Source organism: Microbacterium paraoxydans (genome assembly GCF_020524545.1).
GTDB lineage: Bacteria > Actinomycetota > Actinomycetes > Actinomycetales > Microbacteriaceae > Microbacterium > Microbacterium paraoxydans_C.
Genome location: NZ_JAIVLG010000007.1, coordinates 79,749 through 96,946, shown reverse-complemented (window position 1 = coordinate 96,946; position 17,198 = coordinate 79,749). Strand labels below are relative to the sequence as shown.

At 68.7% G+C, this 17,198-nt stretch carries 18 protein-coding genes; 10 read left to right on the top strand and 8 right to left on the bottom strand.

Annotation, left to right across the window (positions count from 1 at the left end; genetic code table 11):
• Window positions 1–1,587, bottom strand: a complete 1,587-nt coding sequence (locus LC041_RS15140; RefSeq protein ID WP_226533926.1) for an ABC transporter substrate-binding protein — start codon at window positions 1,585–1,587, stop codon at window positions 1–3.
• 204 nt (window positions 1,588–1,791) lie between these two features.
• On the opposite strand from LC041_RS15140, the gene LC041_RS15135 reads away from it, so the two are divergent.
• Window positions 1,792–2,325, top strand: coding sequence for an Lrp/AsnC family transcriptional regulator (locus LC041_RS15135; RefSeq protein WP_226533925.1), 534 nt, complete (start codon window positions 1,792–1,794; stop codon window positions 2,323–2,325).
• Window positions 2,326–2,338: 13 nt separating this feature from the next.
• On the opposite strand, the gene LC041_RS15130 is transcribed toward LC041_RS15135, so the two are convergent.
• Window positions 2,339–2,695, bottom strand: coding sequence for a hypothetical protein (locus LC041_RS15130; protein WP_226533924.1), 357 nt, complete (start codon window positions 2,693–2,695; stop codon window positions 2,339–2,341).
• Between the two features lie 80 nt (window positions 2,696–2,775).
• On the opposite strand from LC041_RS15130, the gene LC041_RS15125 reads away from it, so the two are divergent.
• Together LC041_RS15125 and LC041_RS15120 are read left to right on the top strand one after the other, a co-directional pair.
• Complete coding sequence (locus LC041_RS15125; RefSeq protein ID WP_226533923.1) at window positions 2,776–3,744, top strand: hypothetical protein; 969 nt, start codon at window positions 2,776–2,778, stop codon at window positions 3,742–3,744.
• A complete protein-coding gene (locus LC041_RS15120; protein ID WP_226533922.1) occupies window positions 3,741–4,844 on the top strand; it encodes a DUF3137 domain-containing protein in 1,104 nt (367 codons plus the stop codon). The genes LC041_RS15125 and LC041_RS15120 overlap by 4 nt, the downstream gene beginning before the upstream one ends.
• A gap of 210 nt (window positions 4,845–5,054) precedes the next feature.
• On the opposite strand, the gene LC041_RS15115 is transcribed toward LC041_RS15120, so the two are convergent.
• A complete protein-coding gene (locus tag LC041_RS15115) occupies window positions 5,055–6,380 on the bottom strand; it encodes a glycosyltransferase (protein WP_226533921.1) in 1,326 nt (441 codons plus the stop codon).
• A gap of 64 nt (window positions 6,381–6,444) precedes the next feature.
• Between LC041_RS15115 and LC041_RS15110 the strand changes: the two genes are divergently transcribed.
• On the top strand, window positions 6,445–7,101 hold the full coding sequence (locus LC041_RS15110; RefSeq protein ID WP_226533920.1) for a TetR/AcrR family transcriptional regulator: 657 nt from the start codon (window positions 6,445–6,447) through the stop codon (window positions 7,099–7,101).
• Here LC041_RS15110 and LC041_RS15105 read toward each other — a convergent pair.
• On the bottom strand, window positions 7,093–7,581 hold the full coding sequence (locus tag LC041_RS15105) for a GNAT family N-acetyltransferase (RefSeq protein WP_226533919.1): 489 nt from the start codon (window positions 7,579–7,581) through the stop codon (window positions 7,093–7,095). The genes LC041_RS15110 and LC041_RS15105 overlap by 9 nt on opposite strands.
• Before the next feature lie 7 nt (window positions 7,582–7,588).
• Window positions 7,589–7,873, bottom strand: a complete 285-nt coding sequence (locus tag LC041_RS15100) for a type II toxin-antitoxin system TacA family antitoxin (protein WP_226533918.1) — start codon at window positions 7,871–7,873, stop codon at window positions 7,589–7,591.
• A 121-nt stretch (window positions 7,874–7,994) separates the two neighbouring features.
• Between LC041_RS15100 and LC041_RS15095 the strand changes: the two genes are divergently transcribed.
• The 6 genes from LC041_RS15095 to LC041_RS15070 are packed head-to-tail and all read left to right on the top strand — an operon-like array spanning window position 7,995 to window position 13,633.
• On the top strand, window positions 7,995–8,690 hold the full coding sequence (locus LC041_RS15095; RefSeq protein ID WP_226533917.1) for a DUF1684 domain-containing protein: 696 nt from the start codon (window positions 7,995–7,997) through the stop codon (window positions 8,688–8,690).
• A gap of 28 nt (window positions 8,691–8,718) precedes the next feature.
• Window positions 8,719–10,215: an ABC transporter substrate-binding protein gene (locus LC041_RS15090; RefSeq protein ID WP_226533916.1), complete on the top strand. Its 1,497-nt coding sequence runs from the start codon at window positions 8,719–8,721 to the stop codon at window positions 10,213–10,215.
• A gap of 52 nt (window positions 10,216–10,267) precedes the next feature.
• Window positions 10,268–11,230 (top strand): ABC transporter permease, encoded by a 963-nt coding sequence (locus LC041_RS15085; protein ID WP_226533915.1) that lies wholly within the window; start codon window positions 10,268–10,270, stop codon window positions 11,228–11,230.
• On the top strand, window positions 11,227–12,087 hold the full coding sequence (locus LC041_RS15080) for an ABC transporter permease (RefSeq protein WP_226533914.1): 861 nt from the start codon (window positions 11,227–11,229) through the stop codon (window positions 12,085–12,087). The genes LC041_RS15085 and LC041_RS15080 overlap by 4 nt, the downstream gene beginning before the upstream one ends.
• The gene (locus tag LC041_RS15075; RefSeq protein WP_226533913.1) at window positions 12,084–12,881 is read left to right on the top strand and encodes an ATP-binding cassette domain-containing protein; all 798 of its coding nucleotides are present in this window, start codon (window positions 12,084–12,086) and stop codon (window positions 12,879–12,881) included. The genes LC041_RS15080 and LC041_RS15075 overlap by 4 nt, the downstream gene beginning before the upstream one ends.
• A complete protein-coding gene (locus LC041_RS15070; protein WP_226533912.1) occupies window positions 12,878–13,633 on the top strand; it encodes an ABC transporter ATP-binding protein in 756 nt (251 codons plus the stop codon). Before LC041_RS15075 ends, LC041_RS15070 begins: the two co-directional genes overlap by 4 nt.
• 8 nt (window positions 13,634–13,641) lie before the next feature.
• Here LC041_RS15070 and LC041_RS15065 read toward each other — a convergent pair whose 3' ends face one another.
• From LC041_RS15065 to LC041_RS15055, 3 genes are all read right to left on the bottom strand, one after another.
• Complete coding sequence (locus LC041_RS15065) at window positions 13,642–14,043, bottom strand: DUF779 domain-containing protein (RefSeq protein WP_226533911.1); 402 nt, start codon at window positions 14,041–14,043, stop codon at window positions 13,642–13,644.
• A gap of 65 nt (window positions 14,044–14,108) precedes the next feature.
• Window positions 14,109–15,659 carry an acetaldehyde dehydrogenase ExaC gene (exaC, locus tag LC041_RS15060; protein ID WP_226533910.1) on the bottom strand — a complete coding sequence of 517 codons (1,551 nt, stop codon included), beginning with the start codon at window positions 15,657–15,659 and terminating at the stop codon, window positions 14,109–14,111.
• Window positions 15,660–15,841: 182 nt separating this feature from the next.
• Complete coding sequence (locus tag LC041_RS15055) at window positions 15,842–17,170, bottom strand: transcriptional regulator (RefSeq protein WP_226533909.1); 1,329 nt, start codon at window positions 17,168–17,170, stop codon at window positions 15,842–15,844.
• Between the last annotated feature and the right edge of the window lie 28 nt (window positions 17,171–17,198).

Below are 17,198 nucleotides of genomic sequence, written 5' to 3'. Positions count from 1 at the left end.
TCAGCCGGCCGGCGTGATCTCGGCGATGTCCATCTCCCACACGGAGTTGTACACGGCGCCCTTCACGCTGTCAGCGGAGGAGATGTTGCGACCGGGGACGATCATCGGAACGAACGGGCCCTCGGCCTGCATGGCCTCGGCGAACTCCGTGAAGGCGGCGGTGCGCTGGTCGGCGTCGGTCGCGGCGGCGGCACCGGCCGCGATCCCGGCGATCTCCGGGTTCGCGTCTGCCTCCCAGCCGGCGCGCAGGCCGACCTTCAGCCCGGGACCGAAGGGCAGGAAGTTCGCGGAGTCCGCGTAGTCCGGGCCCCAGAACCAGAGGCCGAAGCCCTCCGTGCCGTTGACGTAGGCGTCGAGCTCGGTCGCGAACGGCGCGGGTGCCAGGTCGACCGTGATGCCGGCGTCCTTGAGCTGTGCCTGGACGCGCTCGGCGAGCGGGGTGAACTCCACGCCGCCGACCGGGTAGTCGTTCGGGAACTGCAGGGTCAGGGTCTGCCCCGTGTAGCCGGCTTCGTCGAGCGCGGCCTTCGACTTGGCGAGGTCCTGCGTCACGCCCTCGTCGAGCGCCCCCTCGAATCCGGGCGGGATGACTCCGGTCGCCTGCACGGATCCGGCACCGGCCAGCTCCAGGAGTGAGTCGTAGTCGAGTGCGTAGCGGATCGCCTCGGCGATCTTGACGTTCGCCAGCTCACCGGCGACCGCTTCGGACTGGTTCAGAAGAAGGAAGATCGTCTGACCGGAGGGAACGGAGTCGACCGTGATGCCGTCGCCGAGACCGGCGACCTGGTCGCCGTTCAGGTCCATCGCGACCATCGAGTCGCCGCCCTTGAGGTTGGCGAGCTGCGTGGCGCTCTCCGACACGTTGCGCACGACCACGCGGGCGAAGTCCGATGCCTCGTCGCCGTTGTACTCGTCGTTCTTGGTCAGCACGACCTGCGAGCTGAGGTCGAGGGTGTCGAGCACGAACGGGCCGGAGCCTGCGGAAGCGCCGTCCAGGAACCCCTGCGCCGAGTCGGTGCCGTCGGTCGCGCCGCCGTTCTCGAGCACGACGTCGGAGTTGACGATGCCCAGTGCGGGGTTCGCGAGGATCGCGGGCAGCTGCAGCAGCGGGGTCTCGGACGTGAAGCGGATCGTCTTCTCGTCGACCTCGGTGATGGTCAGACCACCGAGGAGGAAGTTCGGCTTGGCGTCTTCCATGCCCTGGATGCGCTGCAGCGAGAAGACGACGTCCTTCGCCTCGATCGGCGAGCCGTCGGAGAAGACGCGGTCGCCCTCGAGCGTGAACGTGAACTCGGTGGCCTCATCGTTCTGCTCCCACGAGGCGAGCCCGGGCACGGGGGTCGAGACGTCGGAGCCCTCGAAGTCGACGAGGGTCTCGTACAGCGCCTTCGCGATCATGTTGCCGGTCGGGTCGTAGGTGTGACCCGGGTCGGTGGTCTCGATCGAGAACGCGGTGTCGATGACGAGGGAGTCGGAGCCGGAGGAGTTGTCGCCGTTGTTGGCGGAGTTCCCTCCCGAGCATCCTGCGAGCGCGAGGAGCGCAACCGCTCCGAACGCGATGACCGGCGTGATACGGCGTGACGACATGAGGGCCTCCAGAGGCGAGGAGTACATTCGGGTGAGTCGCCACCGATGTGGACGACCGTGGATCAGATTCGCATCATATGCGACGATGTGTCCAGCAAGAGCGGGTCACCTCGACACGCTCTGTCCAGAACCTCGAATGTGAGGAACAATATGTCCAGCAAGGATGCGGAACACTCGAAGCATTCTGGACGAAGTGCTGCCCCTTTGGACGAGACGGCATACAGAATCCTCGAAGTCCTGCGGGATAACGGTCGCGTCTCGATCGCGGCACTCGCCGAGAAGATCGGCATCTCCCGCGCGAACGCCTACACGCGGGTCGAATCGCTGGTGCACGACGGTGTGATCACGGGCTTCACCGCGCGAGTCGACCAGGCGAAGGCGGGGCTGTCGATCGGAGCACTGGTGTTCGTCACCGTGATGCCTCAGGCGTGGGCGTCGTTCCGCGAGCGAGTGCTCGAGATGCCCGATGTCGAATGGTGCGCCATCACGACCGGCGAACACGATGCGATGCTGCTCATCCGCGCGGTCGACGTCAGCGGCGTGCACGAGTTCTCGACCGGGGTGATCGCGCAGCTTCCCGAGGTTCGCACGGTCGTCAGCGTCGTGGTGCTCGACGAGGTGATCCGCCGCTCCTATCTGCTGCCAGGTGACCTGCCGGAGCGCGACACAGAGATCCCGCTCGGGATGACGCGCTGGACACCAGCCTCACCCGGACGCGACACTCTGCCGCCGCGCTGAGGCCGACTCGACGTCAGGCTGCGATCTCCTCGCACACGCTCAGCTGCGGGAGTCCGTGCATCTCGTAGTGCTCGACCAGACGGATGCCGCCGTCGTCGGTGAGCTCGAGCTCGCTCTCGCCGTCTCCGGTCACGACCGTGCCGTCGGCCTTGAGCACGTGCACGAACGACACCCAGATCGTGTCCCCGGTACGCGTGCCGACGAACTTGCCGAACGTGACCGTGTCGCCCTCGTACCCGCCCCAGATCGCGCCGTCGCGCTCGAAGTACTCGAAGATGCTCGGGGATTCCGGGTCGACCGCCGAGGTGGTGGACGAGATCATCCGGAAGCGGCGGCCGTCGAGAGAAGGGAGGGTTGCAGTCGCAGTCACACCCTCGATTATGGGGGATCGCGTCACGAGCCGTTCGCGCGCCCCGGCTCCGGCGACACAGCCCCGGGTAGCGTGGTGGCATGGAGTGGATATCCGATCCCTCGGCGGGGGCATGGCTGCACGAGCGGCTCGACGCAGGTCACGAGACGATGCACGGGGTGGTCCCCCGCGGCTTCCCGGCCTATGCCCGTGTGCTGCATCCGGCCGTCGCCCGATCCCTCCCGGATCGTGCGGTGCCGACGGCCGAGGAAATGGTCCGGATGCCGGAGGCGGAGCACCAGGCCCTCGTCGCCCGGTTCGTCGATGAGACGGTCACCTGGGCGCAGACCGCGGCGGCGTTCGGCACGGTCCTGCATCCGCTCGCGCAGTGGCAGCGTCTCGTGCGCACACCCGCGGACGGTGACTGGGGCGTCCGGACCGCCCCCGACGGCCGCGAGTTCTCGGCCCCGATCGAGGGGGAGCTCGACCCGCATCTCCTGGCGGCCGTCGCCGCACACCTCGCCGACCACACGCAGTCCCCCGATGCCGGGGTCGCAGCGCTCTGGGAAGGACGAGGCGGTCTTCTCGGCTTCGTCGGCATCTCGCCTTCGCGGTCATTCCTCTCCTTCTCGGACGACCCGAACCACCAGGCGATGCTCGACCGCAGCACGAGAGATCCGTTCAACAACGTCTTCCGCAAGTCCACCTGGCAGGAGGGCATCCTGTCTCGCGAGATCTCGGAGGGGCCGCGCCTTCAGCTGACCGACCGCGGCCACGTGCTGTTCTCCGCCGCGCCGCGCGTTTTCGCCGACCCGGACTGGATCCTGCACGTTCCCTGGCGCGATCACGTGGCCGAGGCGCACGGGTTCGCGCCCTCGGCTCAGAGTCCGAGCATCCTGTGGCCGGAAGACCGTTCGTGGGTCCTCGTGAGCGAGGTCGACTTCGATTCGACGGTCGTGGCCGGCTCGTCCGCCCTGATCGACGCGCTCTGCGCGGACGAGCGCCTGGAGGCATTCCCGATTCCCGAGGGTGCCGCGCTCACGTGGGATGCCGACACGGTGAACCGGTGACGCCGCCGCAGCTGACCTTCGACCCGCGGCCGCTCACCGAACCGGTCGACGCGGCATCGGTGCGCGCCTTCGCCGCGGAGCTCCGTTCTCGCCGGACCGCAGGCATGTCGGCGTCCACCGTCATCGGCATCGTGGTGGCGGTGATCGCCGCGGTCGTGATGATCCCGGTCTTCGTGAGCGTGGTGCTGGCGTTCGCGTCCTTCGGCGGCTCTCCCGCCACCGCCGCCATCCCGCTGGTGCTCATCCTGCTCCTCATCGCGGCGGCGGGGGTGATGATCTGGCTGAGCGTGCGCAACGCGCAGGCGACGCGGTACAGGCTCGATCGCTTCGCCCGGGCCAACGGCATGTCGTACGAGCCGAAGATCATCGACCCGCCGCTTCCCGGCATGATCTTCAGCCTCGGACGCGCGCGCCAGGCGACCGATCTGATCCGAGGAACCCGGCCGCGTTTCGTCGAGTTCGGCAACTACCAGTACACGGTGCGGTCGGGGAAGAACTCGACGACGTACCGCTGGGGCTACGTCGCGGTGAAGCTCGACGTGCCGCTGCCGAACATCGTCCTCGACGCGAAGGGGAACAACGGCTTCGGGTCGAACCTGCCGGCGTCGTTCCAGAAGGCGCAACGCCTCTCGCTCGAAGGCGATTTCGACCGGCACTTCACCCTCTACTGCCCCTCCGGCTACGAGCGGGACGCGCTCTATCTGTTCACGCCCGACATCATGGCGCGGTTCATCGACAACGCCGCCCAGCTCGACGTCGAGATCGTCGACGACTGGCTCTTCCTCTACACGCAGCGCAAGGTATCGACGCTCGACCCCGCAACCTGGGCCTGGCTGTTCGGCGTGGTGGGCGCACTGCTGACCAAGTTCGATCAGTGGGCGCGGTGGCGTGACGACCGGCTGATCGCGGAGCACCCGGGAGCCGCCGCATCCGTCGCTCCGCCGAACCAGGAGCTCCCCTTCGCACCGCCCGCGGGCCTGCTCACACCGCCGCCGGGCGTGGCGCCGCAGGGGCGCCGTCTGAAACGCGGCGGCACCTGGGTGCCGATCATCATCGTGATCGGGTTCGTCGCGTTCTGGGTCGTGAGCCGGATCATGTGACGCAGGACCGAGTGTGGGGGTGGGTGCCGGCTGGGGACCGAACTCCCACCCCATCCCCCCTCGGGATCGAAAGAAGATCGACTCTCCCTCCGCATGGCGGCTGTGCCGCCCCGCCCACGGTCAGCTGGGGACTGACGCTGCTGGGCGTATACCGGAATGGTATACCGGACGAGGTTGCAACGCGTTGCATCCATGCGTCGGAATGCGCTTTCACAGGCCATCCGGTCGGCCGGCGCGAGGGCGCGTACGACTCCACTGCGCCGAGACCCCGTCCAGGACGCGATCGAGCGCGCGTTCCGCGTCGGCGTCGCGCATGGCCGTGCCGATGCGCTCCGCGTTCGCGCGGAATGCCGGCTCCGACAGGACGCGCTGCACGGCGCGGGCGACCTGGACCGGCGTCGCGTTCGTCGTGCGCAGGTTCACCCCGGCGCCCGACCACCCGACACGCGCCGACACCTCGACCTTGTCTTCGGTCTGGCCCGCGACCACGAGCGGGATCCCGTGGGCGAGCGCCTGCTGGACGCCTCCGTAGCCACCGTTGGTGACCAGCACGTCGACCAGCGGGAGCAGACAGTCGTAGGGCAGGTACTCCGCCACGCGCACGTTGTCCGGCAGCGTGACCCCCAGGGCGTCGAGCGGTCGTCCGCCCGTGGTGACCACCACGAGGACATCGGAGTCCGCGAGAGCCGTGATCGTCGGGACGACGAGCTGTCCGAAGTCGGAGTTGGCGATCGTGCCCTGAGTGACGTGCACCACGGGACGGGATCCGTCGAGATCGGACCACCACTCCGGCACACCGGTCGTCGACGGCGCGGACGGCAGCGGTCCCGCGAAGTGCACGCTCGCCGGCAGGTCGGAGCGCGGGTACTCGAACTCGGGCACGGTGAACTGCACGTAGGCGTCAGAGCGACCGGCCCAATCGAGAACGAATCCGCCGAGCTCACGACCGACCGTGCGACGGGCCATCTCGTCGGCCTCCTTCTGCACCCCGCCGAAGATCGCTCTCTCGGCGATCACACGCAAAGCGGCGTTGCGCAGCCGGCCGATCGGCCCCGAGACGGGCGTGGCGCCCAGGCCGAACGGCGCCGTGTCCCTGCTGCGCACACCGAGCGGGAAGATGCCGAGCACGACGACGGGCGGCCGCTCGTTGACCGGCATGAGCTGCAGAAGAGCACCCCCGACGAAGAGCGGTTCCGTGAGGACGGCATCGACCGGGTGGGCGGCGAGCTCTGCCTGGACGGCGGCGAGCTGCGCTTCGCCCGGACGCACGAAGAGAGTGCTCATGTCGAACCGAAGCGCGGCGGGGCCGGTGAGTCCTCTCCGCTCCGGGAACGAACCGTCGGCGTCGTCGAGGTCGACATCCGCTTCGGCGGGGAGGGGGACGAAGCGCGCCCCGACCGCTTGGACCCGATCGGAGTAGCGGCTGCTCGTGAGGAAGCTCACGTCGTGGCCCTGGGAGAGGAGGTGGCGCGCGACCTGCAGCAGCGACAGGACGTGGCCGTGTGCAGGCGTGCAGGTGAGGAGGTAGCTGGACATGCCGGGCCCTTTCGCTACGATTGAATGTACCGTCGTAGTATTGATCACACCATCAGGAAAGTCAATGGTTGAGACCCCTCCCCGCACCTATCGATCCGCGTTGCGCGCACGCCAGGCGTTGGAGACCCGCGAGCGCATCGTCTCCGCGTCCGCCCGCCTCTTCGCCACGCAGGGCTACCAGGCGACCACGATCGCCGCGATCGCACGCGAGGCAGGGGTCTCGGCCGAGACCGTGAAGACGACGGCATCGAAAGCCGAGCTGCTCATCGCCGCTTTCGAGGTCACCTTCTCCGGCTCGGAAGGAGCGGAGACGCTCGCCGACACCGAAGTCGCGATCGGGCTCGTGGACCTGCCGGACGACGTCTTCCTCGACACGGTGCTGACGCACATCACGACCGCCAACGCGCGCGGACACGGCCTGTGGACGGTGCTGCTGGGCGCTGCGCTGTCGGATCCCGTCGTCGACGACGCGCTCTGCCGGATCCTCGAGCATCGCAGGGCGGACTACCGAGGGCTGGTTTCGGAACTGCGGCGCCGGGACCTCGCCTCACCGGACATCGATGACTCCGCGGTCGCCGATGCCCTGTCGTTCCTGCTCTCCCCCGAGAGCTACCAGCAGCTGGTCACGCAGTCGGGGTGGACGAGTGACGGCTACGCCGAGTGGCTGCGCCGCGCGGTGCATGCCGAGATCGCCTCGGCGAGCGGAAGCCGGTCACGATGACAGGGTAGCCCTGGCGTCCTGGGCGAGGAGGTACAGCGTGCGCTGCGCTCCGGGGAACCGTTCGAAACCGAAGCGCTCGTAGAACGGCACGACCTCATCGTTGATCGCGTGCACCAGGATGGCACGCACTCCGATGGCGTCTGCGGCTTCGAGTGCGCGCACGGTCGCGTGCCGCAGGAGGGAGACGCCGAGGCCGCGTCCTGCGTACTCGCGGTCGACGGCGAGGCGCCCGAGCAGCACGATCGGAACGGAGACGGGCATACCGACCGCGAGGGGCGGAGGTCCGTCGCCGCGGTCGAGCGCACTCGAGGAGAGGCAGTAGTACCCCGCGACCCTCCCCTCTCGCGTGACCGAGACCATCGTGCGGGAAGCACCGCTCTTCTCGTTCGAGCGGGCCCGTCCTCGCAACCAGCCGTCGAGACTCTGCTCCCCGCAACGGAAATCGGACAGCTTGTCGCCTGCCGTGAGAGGCCGGGGCATGAGGAAATCAGTCAACGAAGACGGACTCCCGGCTGAGCAGCTCTCGCAGGCCCTCGACAGTGCGAGGCGGGCGTTCCATGACCTCGATGAAGGCGTCGAATCGGACAGCATCGACGCGCAATCGACGTTCGCGTTCGATGACCTCCTGCGCCCGCTCCACCAGCACCGACGCCGAGAAATCCGTGACGGTGCGGCCCTCGATTGCGGCCGCTTCTTCGATCCTCTCCTTCTGGTCGGCCGTGACGCGGAATTCCAGGCGGGCGCTCTTCAGCGGCGTAACAGAAGTACTCATAGCAGTAGTGTACGGCAGATACCCGTACGAAGGTCCTCGGAATGGAGGGCGTGTCTCCCAGCGTTACCCCGAGTGACGACTCCGACCCGACCGCCTTCTCCATGCAAGAGAATTGAAAGTGATGTCTGAACGCGAAGAGCACACCCACTGGCAGGCCGAGCGCCGCGCCGCCGTCTCGTCGGCGACCGGAAACCTCGCCCTGGTCGAGACCCGCTGGACCGGCGAGCGCCCCGACCTCGACGCCGAACAGCGCGCCGCAGCCGACACGGTCACGGTGACACCGATCGAGCGCACGGACATCGAGACCGGCGAGGCGGAGCACGGACTGCGCGTCTGGGATGCCGACGCCCCCGCCATCCGCTCCTTCGACCGCATCGACACCTACGACTACGACCCGGCCTGGGTTCTCGAAGGGCACTTCACCCCGGTCTCCGGCGACCGTCGTGTGTCGTTCGAGCACATCCGCGACAACGGCGGCACCCGCGACCTGGTCGTCCCCGGCGACATCCGCCTCGAACTCGGCGGCCAGGAGTACACGCTCGCCGCCTTCGACGACGGCGGCACACTGCTGCTCGTGTTCGGGGACGAGACGAACGGCGCGGAGACCTACGGCTCCGGGCGCTTCCTGTTCGTGCAGCTGCGTGACGACGAGGGCTCCGTGGTCCTCGACTTCAACCGGGCGTTCGTGCCCCCGTGCGGTTTCAGCGCCCAGTACAACTGCCCGCTGCCCCCGGCATCCAACCGCTTCCCCCTGCCCATCCGAGCGGGCGAGAAGAACGTCGTGTTCCACGACGGCTTCGACATCTACGCGGCGTGACGTCGCACACTCTCACCCTGGAGCACTCATGAGAAGAACCCGCATCCTCGGCGCGCTCGGCGCGCTCGCCACGCTCGCCCTCGTGGCCGGCTGCGCGTCCGGCACGAGCGACGACGCCACGGCGAGCGAAGACGCCACGATCTTCATCGGATCGCTGTACGAGCCGACCAACCTCAGCAACACCCAGGGCGGCGGCCAGGGGGTGACGGAAGCCCTCACCGGCAACGTCTACGAGGGCCTGTACCGGCTCACGGACGACGGCGAGGTCGAGCCCCTTCTCGCCGAGGACGCCCAGGTGTCCGACGACGGCCTGACCTACACGATCACGCTGCGCGACGACGTGACCTTCCACTCGGGTGACCCGCTCACCTCCGCCGACGTGAAGTCGAGCATCGAAGCCGTCACCGCCGAGGACTCTGTCTCGGCCCGCAAGTCGAGCTTCACGACGATCGCCGACATCGCCACCCCCGACGACCAGACGGTCGTGTTCACGCTGTCGCAGCGGTCGATCTCGTTCCTGTACAACCTCAGCTACGTGTGGATCGTGAACGACGAGGCCGGCGACATCACCAGCACGGAGGACGGCACCGGCCCCTACACACTCGACGAGTGGAAGAAGGGGTCGACGCTCACCCTCCAGCGCTGGGACGACTACTGGGGCGAGCCCGCCAAGAACGGCGAGGTCGTCTACACCTACTTCACCGACGCGACGGCCGAGAACAATGCCCTCCTCACCGGGGAGATCGACGTCATCACGAGCGTGCAGAACCCCGACTCGCTGACGCAGTTCGACTCGGACGACTACGTCGTGAGCGAGGGCACCTCGACCACGAAGGAGCTGCTCGCCTTCAACGACCGCATCGCCCCCTTCGACGACACCCGCGTGCGCAAGGCGGTCTACTCCGCGATCGACACGAAGAAGCTCCTCGAGTCGATCTGGGGCGACTACGGCACGCTGATCGGGTCGATGGTCCCGCCGACCGACCCCTGGTACGAAGACCTCACCTCCGTGAACCCCTACGACGTCGAGCTCTCCAAGGACCTGCTCGCGCAGGCGGGCTATGCCGACGGCTTCACGTTCACGCTCGACACCCCGAGCTACGACCCGCACCCCGCCGTCGCGGAGTTCCTGCAGTCACAGCTCGCCGAGGTCGGCATCACGGTCGAGATCAACACGATCAGCGCCGATGAGTGGTACACGAAGGTCTTCAAGGAGCAGGACTTCGAGGCCACGCTGCAGGAGCACGTGAACGACCGCGACGTGGTCTGGTACGGCAACCCCGACTTCTACTGGGGCTACGACGACGCCGATGTGCAGCAGTGGGTCGCCGACGCAGAGCAGGCCGCGACGACGGACGAGCAGACCGCGCTCTTGAAGCAGGTCAATGAGAAGATCGCCGCGGATGCCGCGAGCGTATGGTTGTACCTGTACCCGCAGATCGTGGTCGCCTCCAGCGACCTCAGCGGATATCCGGTCAACGGCCTGAACTCGCAGTTCTTCGCCTACGACATCGTCAAGTCCTGACGTACGTGGGGGATGCCGCGCGTCGGCATCCCCCACGTCATCCCGAGAAGCCATGCTCGCCTATCTCCTGCGCCGCCTCGCGTTCCTCGCGGTCTCGCTCGTCGTCGCGATGGTCGCGATCTTCGTGCTGCTGCGCCTGCTCCCCGGCGACCCGGCGAACGCGCTGCTCTCGGTGAACGCCACCCCCGAGCAGATCGCCGCCGCGCGCGCCCAGGTCGGCTCGGACCAGCCCCTGCTGCAGCAGTTCACCACCTGGGCGGGTCAGCTGCTCCGCTTCGATCTCGGCGAATCGTTCCTGAGCTCCCGTCCGGTCGGACCTGACATCGCCGATCGCCTCGCCGTGACGCTTCCCCTCACGCTCATCGCCTTCACGGTCGCACTGCTCGTCTCGCTCGTCATCGGCATCACCGCCGCGGTGAAATCCGACCGCTGGTACGGCATCGCGCTGTCGGGCTTCGCGCAGCTCGGCGTCGCCGTCCCCGTGTTCTGGGTGGGCGTCGTTCTCGTCTGGGTGTTCGCGCTCGGTCTCGGTGTGCTTCCTTCCGGCGGGTTCCCCCGCAAGGACTGGGAGGATCCGGCGGATGCGCTGCGCTCGCTCGCGCTGCCCATCTTCACGATCGTGATCGTCATGAGCGCCTCTCTCAGCCGGTACGTGCGTTCGGCCACGCTCGACGTACTCGGCAGCGACTATCTGCGCACCGCCCGCGCCGGCGGCTCCGGCATGGGTGAAGCGCTGCTCCGGCACGGGGTGCGCAACGGCGCGGTGCCCGTCGTCGCCATCCTCGGCATCGAGCTGTCGACGACACTCCTCGGCGCGGTGGTCGTCGAGAGCGTCTTCACCCTCCCCGGGCTCGGCAGCCTGCTGCTGTCGGCCATCGAGCAGCACGACTTCCAGGTCATCCAGGGCGTCCTCGTCGTCAGCACCCTCTTCGTGCTGCTGGTCGGGTTCGCCGCCGACATCGTGCAGCGCCTGATCGACCCGCGGCTGCGCACGAGCGTCTCGGGGAACCGATGAGCCGCGTCGCCGAACAGCTGATCACCGCGCCCGTGCGCGTTCGCCGGCGGCCGAAGGCGACCCTGGTGATCGGCATCGTCCTCACCGGCATCATCGCCCTGATCGCCCTGGTCTCCCTGTTCTGGCTCCCCTATCCACTCGCCGACACGAGCGGTGGCCGACTCGAGGGTCCGAGCGCCCAGCATCTCCTCGGCACCGATCGGCTCGGGCGCGACCTCTTCTCGCAGTTGATGTGGGGCGCGCGGATCGCGCTCATCGTCGGCACGTGCGCGGTCGCCATCGCCGCTCTCCTCGGGACGCTCATCGGCCTTCTCGCCGCGTTCGCCCGCCCCTGGGTCGACGACACCCTCTCGGCAGGACTCGACGTGGTGATCGCGTTCCCCGTGCTGCTGCTGGCGATGCTGGTGGTCGCTGTCCAGGGAGCGTCGCTGTGGTCCGCGGTGCTCGCGATCGGTCTGGCGATGTCGGCCGTCGTGGCGCGACTCACACGTATCCTCGCGCGCCGCGTGCTGCAGGAGCAGTACATCACCGCCGCGCGCACGAGCGGCACGGGTGTGCTCGGTGTCGTGTTCCAACACGTGCTGCCCAACATCGCGCCCACCCTGGCCGTGAGCCTGGCGCTGCAGTTCGGCGCCGCGGTATTGGCCGAGGCGAGTCTGTCGTACCTCGGGCTGGGAGCACCGCCGCCCAACGCCTCGTGGGGACGGATGCTGCAGGAGGCGCAGGGCACCGTGCTCACGGCTCCCGTCGGCGCCATCGCTCCCGGCGTCGCCATCATCGCCCTCGTGCTCGGGGTGAACTTCCTCGCCGACGGCCTTCGCGACCTCGCCGACCCGACCCGCAGGAGGAGCCGATGAGCATCCTCGACGTCTCCGGCCTCACTGTCCGCTCCGGCACGGGCGCACTCGTGCGCGACGTCTCGTTCTCGCTCGCGGCGGGTGAACGACTGGGGCTGATCGGCGAGTCCGGCTCGGGCAAGTCGCTGACCTCGCTGGCCGTGACCGGGCTGCTGCCGGATGCCCTCAACGCGTCGGGCTCGGTGCTGCTCGACGGCCACCAGATGATCGGCGCACGCGACGCCGACCTCCGACCGCTGCGCGGACCCGTCGCGCAGATCGTGTTCCAGGAGCCGCTCACCGCGCTCGATCCGCTGATGCGGGTCGGGCGCCAGATAGCAGAGCCGCTGCGACGCCACCTCGGTCTGCGCGGGACGGAGCTGAAGAGCGCGGTCTCCGCGTCCCTCGACGAGGTCTCCCTGTCGGACGCCCGCATCGCGCGCGCCTACCCGCATGAGCTCTCGGGTGGCCAGCGCCAGCGCGTGGCCATCGCCATCGCCCTCGCAGCCCGGCCGCAGCTGCTCATCGCCGACGAGCCGACGACCGCGCTCGACGTGACCGTTCAGGACGGCGTGCTCGCACTGCTCGAACGCCTGGTCGACGAGCGCGGCATGGCGCTGCTGTTCATCAGCCATGACCTGGCCGTCGTCTCGCGCATGGTGGATCGCATCGTCGTGCTGCGCGACGGGCTCGTCGTCGAAGCGGGCTCGGTGGCGCAGGTGCTGGAGGAGCCGGCCGAGCCGTACACACGGATGCTGGTCGACAGCGCCCGTGCGCTCGATGCGTTCCTCGACGCCGGGGAGGCCGGACGATGACGCTGCTCGAATTGCGGCGCGCGGGCTTCGCCTACGGCCCCCGTCCCGTCCTCGACGACGTGTCACTGCGCCTCGACGAGGGCGACTCGCTGGGCCTCGTCGGGGAGTCCGGGGCGGGCAAGTCCACGATCCTGCGACTGATGCTCGGACTCGACGCTCCGCGCGGCGGACAGGTGCTGTTCGAGGGCGCTCCGCTCGTGCTGCGCGACCGGGCCCAGATGCGCCGCTTCCGCGCGAGCGTGCAGCCGGTGTTCCAGGACCCGTACTCGTCTCTCGACCCCCGCCAGCGCATCGACCGTATCGTCGGCGAACCGCTGCGCTCGCTGGGCCTCGCATCCGGCGCCGAGGCGCGACACCGCATCACCGAGGCCCTCGACGCGGTCGGGCTCCCCGCCGACACCGCGCGCCGCTACCCGCACGAGTTCTCCGGCGGACAGCGTCAGCGCATCGCGATCGCCCGCGCCGTGGTCTCCCGCCCCCGCGTGCTGCTCGCCGACGAACCGGTCAGCGCCCTCGACGTCACCACCCGCGTGCAGGTGCTCCGGCTGCTCGACCGACTGCGCCGCGAGAACGGCCTGTCTCTCGTGATGGTGTCGCACGACCTCACCGCGATCGCCTCCGCTTGCGACCGGACCGTGGTGCTGAAGGACGGCCGCGTGGTGGAGCAGGGCACGACGACGGACGTGCTGCATGCCCCGCAGGACCCCTACACGCGGTCGCTCGTCGACGCGGTGCCGCGACTACCGCGCTGAGTCGGCCCTCAACCCGAGGGCGTGACCAACCCGAAGTACGCCAGCTCCGCGTCATCCAGCATCCGGGACCGGATCAGGAACCTCATGCCGGTGGGGCCTTCGACGCTGAACCCCGCACCGCGCCCCGGCACGACGTCGATGGTGAGGTGCGTGTACTTCCAGTACTCGAACTGCGACTCGGACATGTACACCTCGACACGGTCTGCGAGCCCGACGTCGATCGCGCCCAGCAGCACGTCGCCCTCGCTGGTGAGGAACATGCCGACGGGGAAGCACATCGGCGCTGACCCGTCGCAGCATCCGCCCGACTGGTGGAACATGAGCGGTCCGTGCTGCGCGGTGAGTTCGCGCACGAGCGCCGCCGCGGCCTCCGTCACGTCCACCCGTTGCTGTGCGCCGCTGCTGGCCATGGTTCCCCCTTCCAGGGAATGGTCCGGGCGGACGCTGAGGGAGCAGCGCCCGCCCGGGGTCGAACTCAGAAGAAGCCCATCGGACCTTCCGCATACGAGACCAGGAGGTTCTTGGTCTGCTGGTAGTGGTCGAGCATCATCTTGTGGTTCTCGCGCCCGACGCCCGACTGCTTGTACCCGCCGAACGCGGCGTGCGCCGGGTACTGGTGGTACGTGTTGGTCCACACGCGCCCCGCCTCGATCGCCCTGCCCGCGCGATAGGCCGTGTCTCCGCTGCGGCTCCACACCCCCGCACCCAGTCCGTACAGGGTGTCGTTCGCGATCGAGATCGCATCCTCGAAGCCGTCGAACGAGGTGACCGACAGCACGGGCCCGAAGATCTCCTCCTGGAAGATGCGCATGTCGTTCGTGCCCTCGAACACGGTCGGCGCGACGTAGAAGCCCTCGGTGAGATCACCGCCGAGGTCGACCCGTTCCCCGCCGGTCAGCAGTCGCGCACCGCCCTGCTTGCCGATATCGATGTAGCTGAGGATCTTCTCCAGCTGGTCGTTCGACGCCTGGGCTCCGATCATGGTCGCGGGGTCGAGCGGATTGCCCTGCACGACCTTGCCCACCCGGTCAAGCCCGTCGGCGAGGAACCCGTCGTAGATCGATCGCTGGATGAGCGCGCGCGAGGGGCACGTGCACACCTCACCCTGGTTCAGCGCGAACATCGTGAAACCCTCGAGCGCCTTGTCGTAGAACGGGTCGCTCGTCGAGCGGGCGACGTCCTCGAAGAACACGTTCGGGCTCTTGCCCCCGAGTTCCAGAGTCACCGGGATGAGGTTCTGCGAGGCGTACTGCATGATCAGTCGGCCGGTCGTGGTCTCTCCCGTGAAGGCGACCTTGCGGATGCGCTTGTGCTGAGCCAGGGGCGCACCCGCCTCGATGCCGAATCCGTTGACGATGTTCACGACCCCGGCCGGGAGCAGGTCGCCGATGATGTCGAACAGGAACAGGAGAGAGGCGGGGGTCTGCTCGGCCGGCTTGATGACCACGCAGTTGCCTGCGGCGAGCGCGGGCGCGAGCTTCCAGACCGCCATCAGGATCGGGAAGTTCCAGGGGATGATCTGCCCGACCACGCCGAGCGGCTCGTGGAAGTGGTACGCCACCGTGTTCTCGTCGAGCTGGCTGATGCCGCCCTCCTGCGCCCGCAGCACTCCGGCGAAGTAGCGGAAGTGGTCGACGGCGAGAGGGATGTCGGCGGCGAGGGTCTCGCGCACGGGCTTGCCGTTCTCCCACGTCTCGGCGACCGCGATCTCCTCGAGGTGCTGCTCGATGCGATCCGCGATGCGATTGAGGATGACCGCCCGCTCGGCCGGACTCGTCTTCCCCCATCCGGTGAACGCCTTCCAGGCCACGTCGACTGCACGGTCGATGTCTTCGCTCGTGCCGCGACCGACCTCCGTGAAGGGCTTGCCGTTGACGGGGCTGATGTTCTCGAAGTACTGCCCCTTCGCGGGCTCGACGAATTCTCCCCCGATGTAGTGGCCGTACCGGGGACGGTAGTTCGCGAGGGCGCCCGGCCGGCCCGGGGCCGCGTAGGCGAGGGACACGTCTTCTTCGACGATGCTCATGGAGTCTCCTTCGACGGGCCGCGCTTCGGTGCGCGGCTGTCCTCCGAAGGTAGGTCGTGGGAGGTTGCACCCCGATGCGCAACGTTGCAGCGGGTTGCAACCGCGGCCTCAGCCCCGTGCAGGATCAGAAACGCACCGGAAACCGGCCCAGGAGGGACGTTTTCGATCCCGCACCGAGGCGATCAGGTGGCGAGGCGCTCGATCCGGGTGACCAGTGCCGCCCTCTTCGGCGACCGCGCGGGCAGCATCTCCAGGGCCAGGCGGAGCGCCTCGGCGTCGCCCTGCCCCTCGGGGATCTCGGCGTAGGAGAGCAGGACGTCGAGGCTGGCCTCCGACAGCATCACCTCACGCAACGCCCCGCGCACCGTGTCGCGGAACTCCTCCACCCCCGGCGAGGTCGACTCGGGCAGGACAGGACCGCGATACGCCGTCAGTGCGACGCGGTGAGCCCCGCGGTCGAGCAGCGAGAGCACATCATGCGCGTCGGTGTCGAGGGCGACGGGCAGGCGGTAGGGACGGGACTCCGGCACGAGGTCGGGAGCCGTGCGCTCGAGCACCTTGCGCAGACGCACCATCTCCGGGCGCAGCGTGTCGGGCGAGACCCCCTCGCCGTAGACGAGCTCGCACAGGCGCTCGGCCGAGAGCCCCTGACGGTGGACCGCGAGCATCAGGAGGATGGCGGCATGTCGCGCGCTGAGGTCGATCATGGCCTCACCGTGCGCCGACTCGGTCTCCAACCGCGCACGGTCGCGTCCGAGGACGTGCAGCGTCGCCCGGGCTGTCGCCGGGATGCGCGCCTTAGACGGGTTCGACCGCGAACGCGGCGCCTCACTCCTCGCGCGGAGGCGTGCGACCATCAGCTCGGACTCCACGGCCCGTGCCGTGGCATCGATCAGCAGCCGTGCCTGCGGGGACACGACCTCGGCTCCGCCGGTGATGTCGATCACCCCGAGCACACGCTTCGTCTCGGGGTCGCGGACGGGGGCGGCCGTGCACGACCACGGGTGCACGAGCCGGTTGTAGTGCTCGGCACCGCGGATCTGCACCGACTGCTCGAGCGCCAGGGCGGTGCCCGGCGCACTCGTTCCCACCGCGTCCTCCGACCAGTTCGCGCCGGCCACGAAGCCCATGTCGTCGGTGAGCGAGCGGAGCTGGTCGTCGCCTTCGATCCACAGCAGTCGACCGGCCTGGTCGCCGACGGCGATGACGACGCCCGTGTCTTCGCTCGAGCCCGGCAGCAGCAGCGCACGGATCATCTCCATCGCGGAGGCGAGAGGGTGGGCGAGCCGGTACTCCTCCAGCTCGTCGCTGAGCAGTTCGAGCGGCGGTGCGTCTTCGGGCCCGACACGGCGGCGCCAGGACCGCTCCCATGACTCGCGGACGAGCGGTCTGACCCCCTGCAGCCGCCGGTCATCGAGGTTCCCGGCGAGCAGTTCCTCGTGCGCGCGCTCGACGAGAAGGCGCGATGTCGCCGGAAGGGACTCGCGGGATACCTGCCACGGCGCAGACACAGCGATCTCCGATCATCGAAGAGGCTTC

Coding starts and splice junctions, on each gene's coding strand:
- LC041_RS15140 (WP_226533926.1), bottom strand. CDS start 1,587: ATGTCGTCACGCCGTATCACGCCGGTCATCGCGTTCGGAGCGGTTGCG.
- LC041_RS15125 (WP_226533923.1), top strand. CDS start 2,776: ATGGAGTGGATATCCGATCCCTCGGCGGGGGCATGGCTGCACGAGCGG.
- LC041_RS15115 (WP_226533921.1), bottom strand. CDS start 6,380: ATGTCCAGCTACCTCCTCACCTGCACGCCTGCACACGGCCACGTCCTG.
- LC041_RS15110 (WP_226533920.1), top strand. CDS start 6,445: ATGGTTGAGACCCCTCCCCGCACCTATCGATCCGCGTTGCGCGCACGC.
- LC041_RS15105 (WP_226533919.1), bottom strand. CDS start 7,581: ATGCCCCGGCCTCTCACGGCAGGCGACAAGCTGTCCGATTTCCGTTGC.
- LC041_RS15100 (WP_226533918.1), bottom strand. CDS start 7,873: ATGAGTACTTCTGTTACGCCGCTGAAGAGCGCCCGCCTGGAATTCCGC.
- LC041_RS15095 (WP_226533917.1), top strand. CDS start 7,995: ATGTCTGAACGCGAAGAGCACACCCACTGGCAGGCCGAGCGCCGCGCC.
- LC041_RS15090 (WP_226533916.1), top strand. CDS start 8,719: ATGAGAAGAACCCGCATCCTCGGCGCGCTCGGCGCGCTCGCCACGCTC.
- LC041_RS15085 (WP_226533915.1), top strand. CDS start 10,268: ATGCTCGCCTATCTCCTGCGCCGCCTCGCGTTCCTCGCGGTCTCGCTC.
- LC041_RS15080 (WP_226533914.1), top strand. CDS start 11,227: ATGAGCCGCGTCGCCGAACAGCTGATCACCGCGCCCGTGCGCGTTCGC.
- LC041_RS15075 (WP_226533913.1), top strand. CDS start 12,084: ATGAGCATCCTCGACGTCTCCGGCCTCACTGTCCGCTCCGGCACGGGC.
- LC041_RS15070 (WP_226533912.1), top strand. CDS start 12,878: ATGACGCTGCTCGAATTGCGGCGCGCGGGCTTCGCCTACGGCCCCCGT.
- LC041_RS15065 (WP_226533911.1), bottom strand. CDS start 14,043: ATGGCCAGCAGCGGCGCACAGCAACGGGTGGACGTGACGGAGGCCGCG.
- exaC (WP_226533910.1), bottom strand. CDS start 15,659: ATGAGCATCGTCGAAGAAGACGTGTCCCTCGCCTACGCGGCCCCGGGC.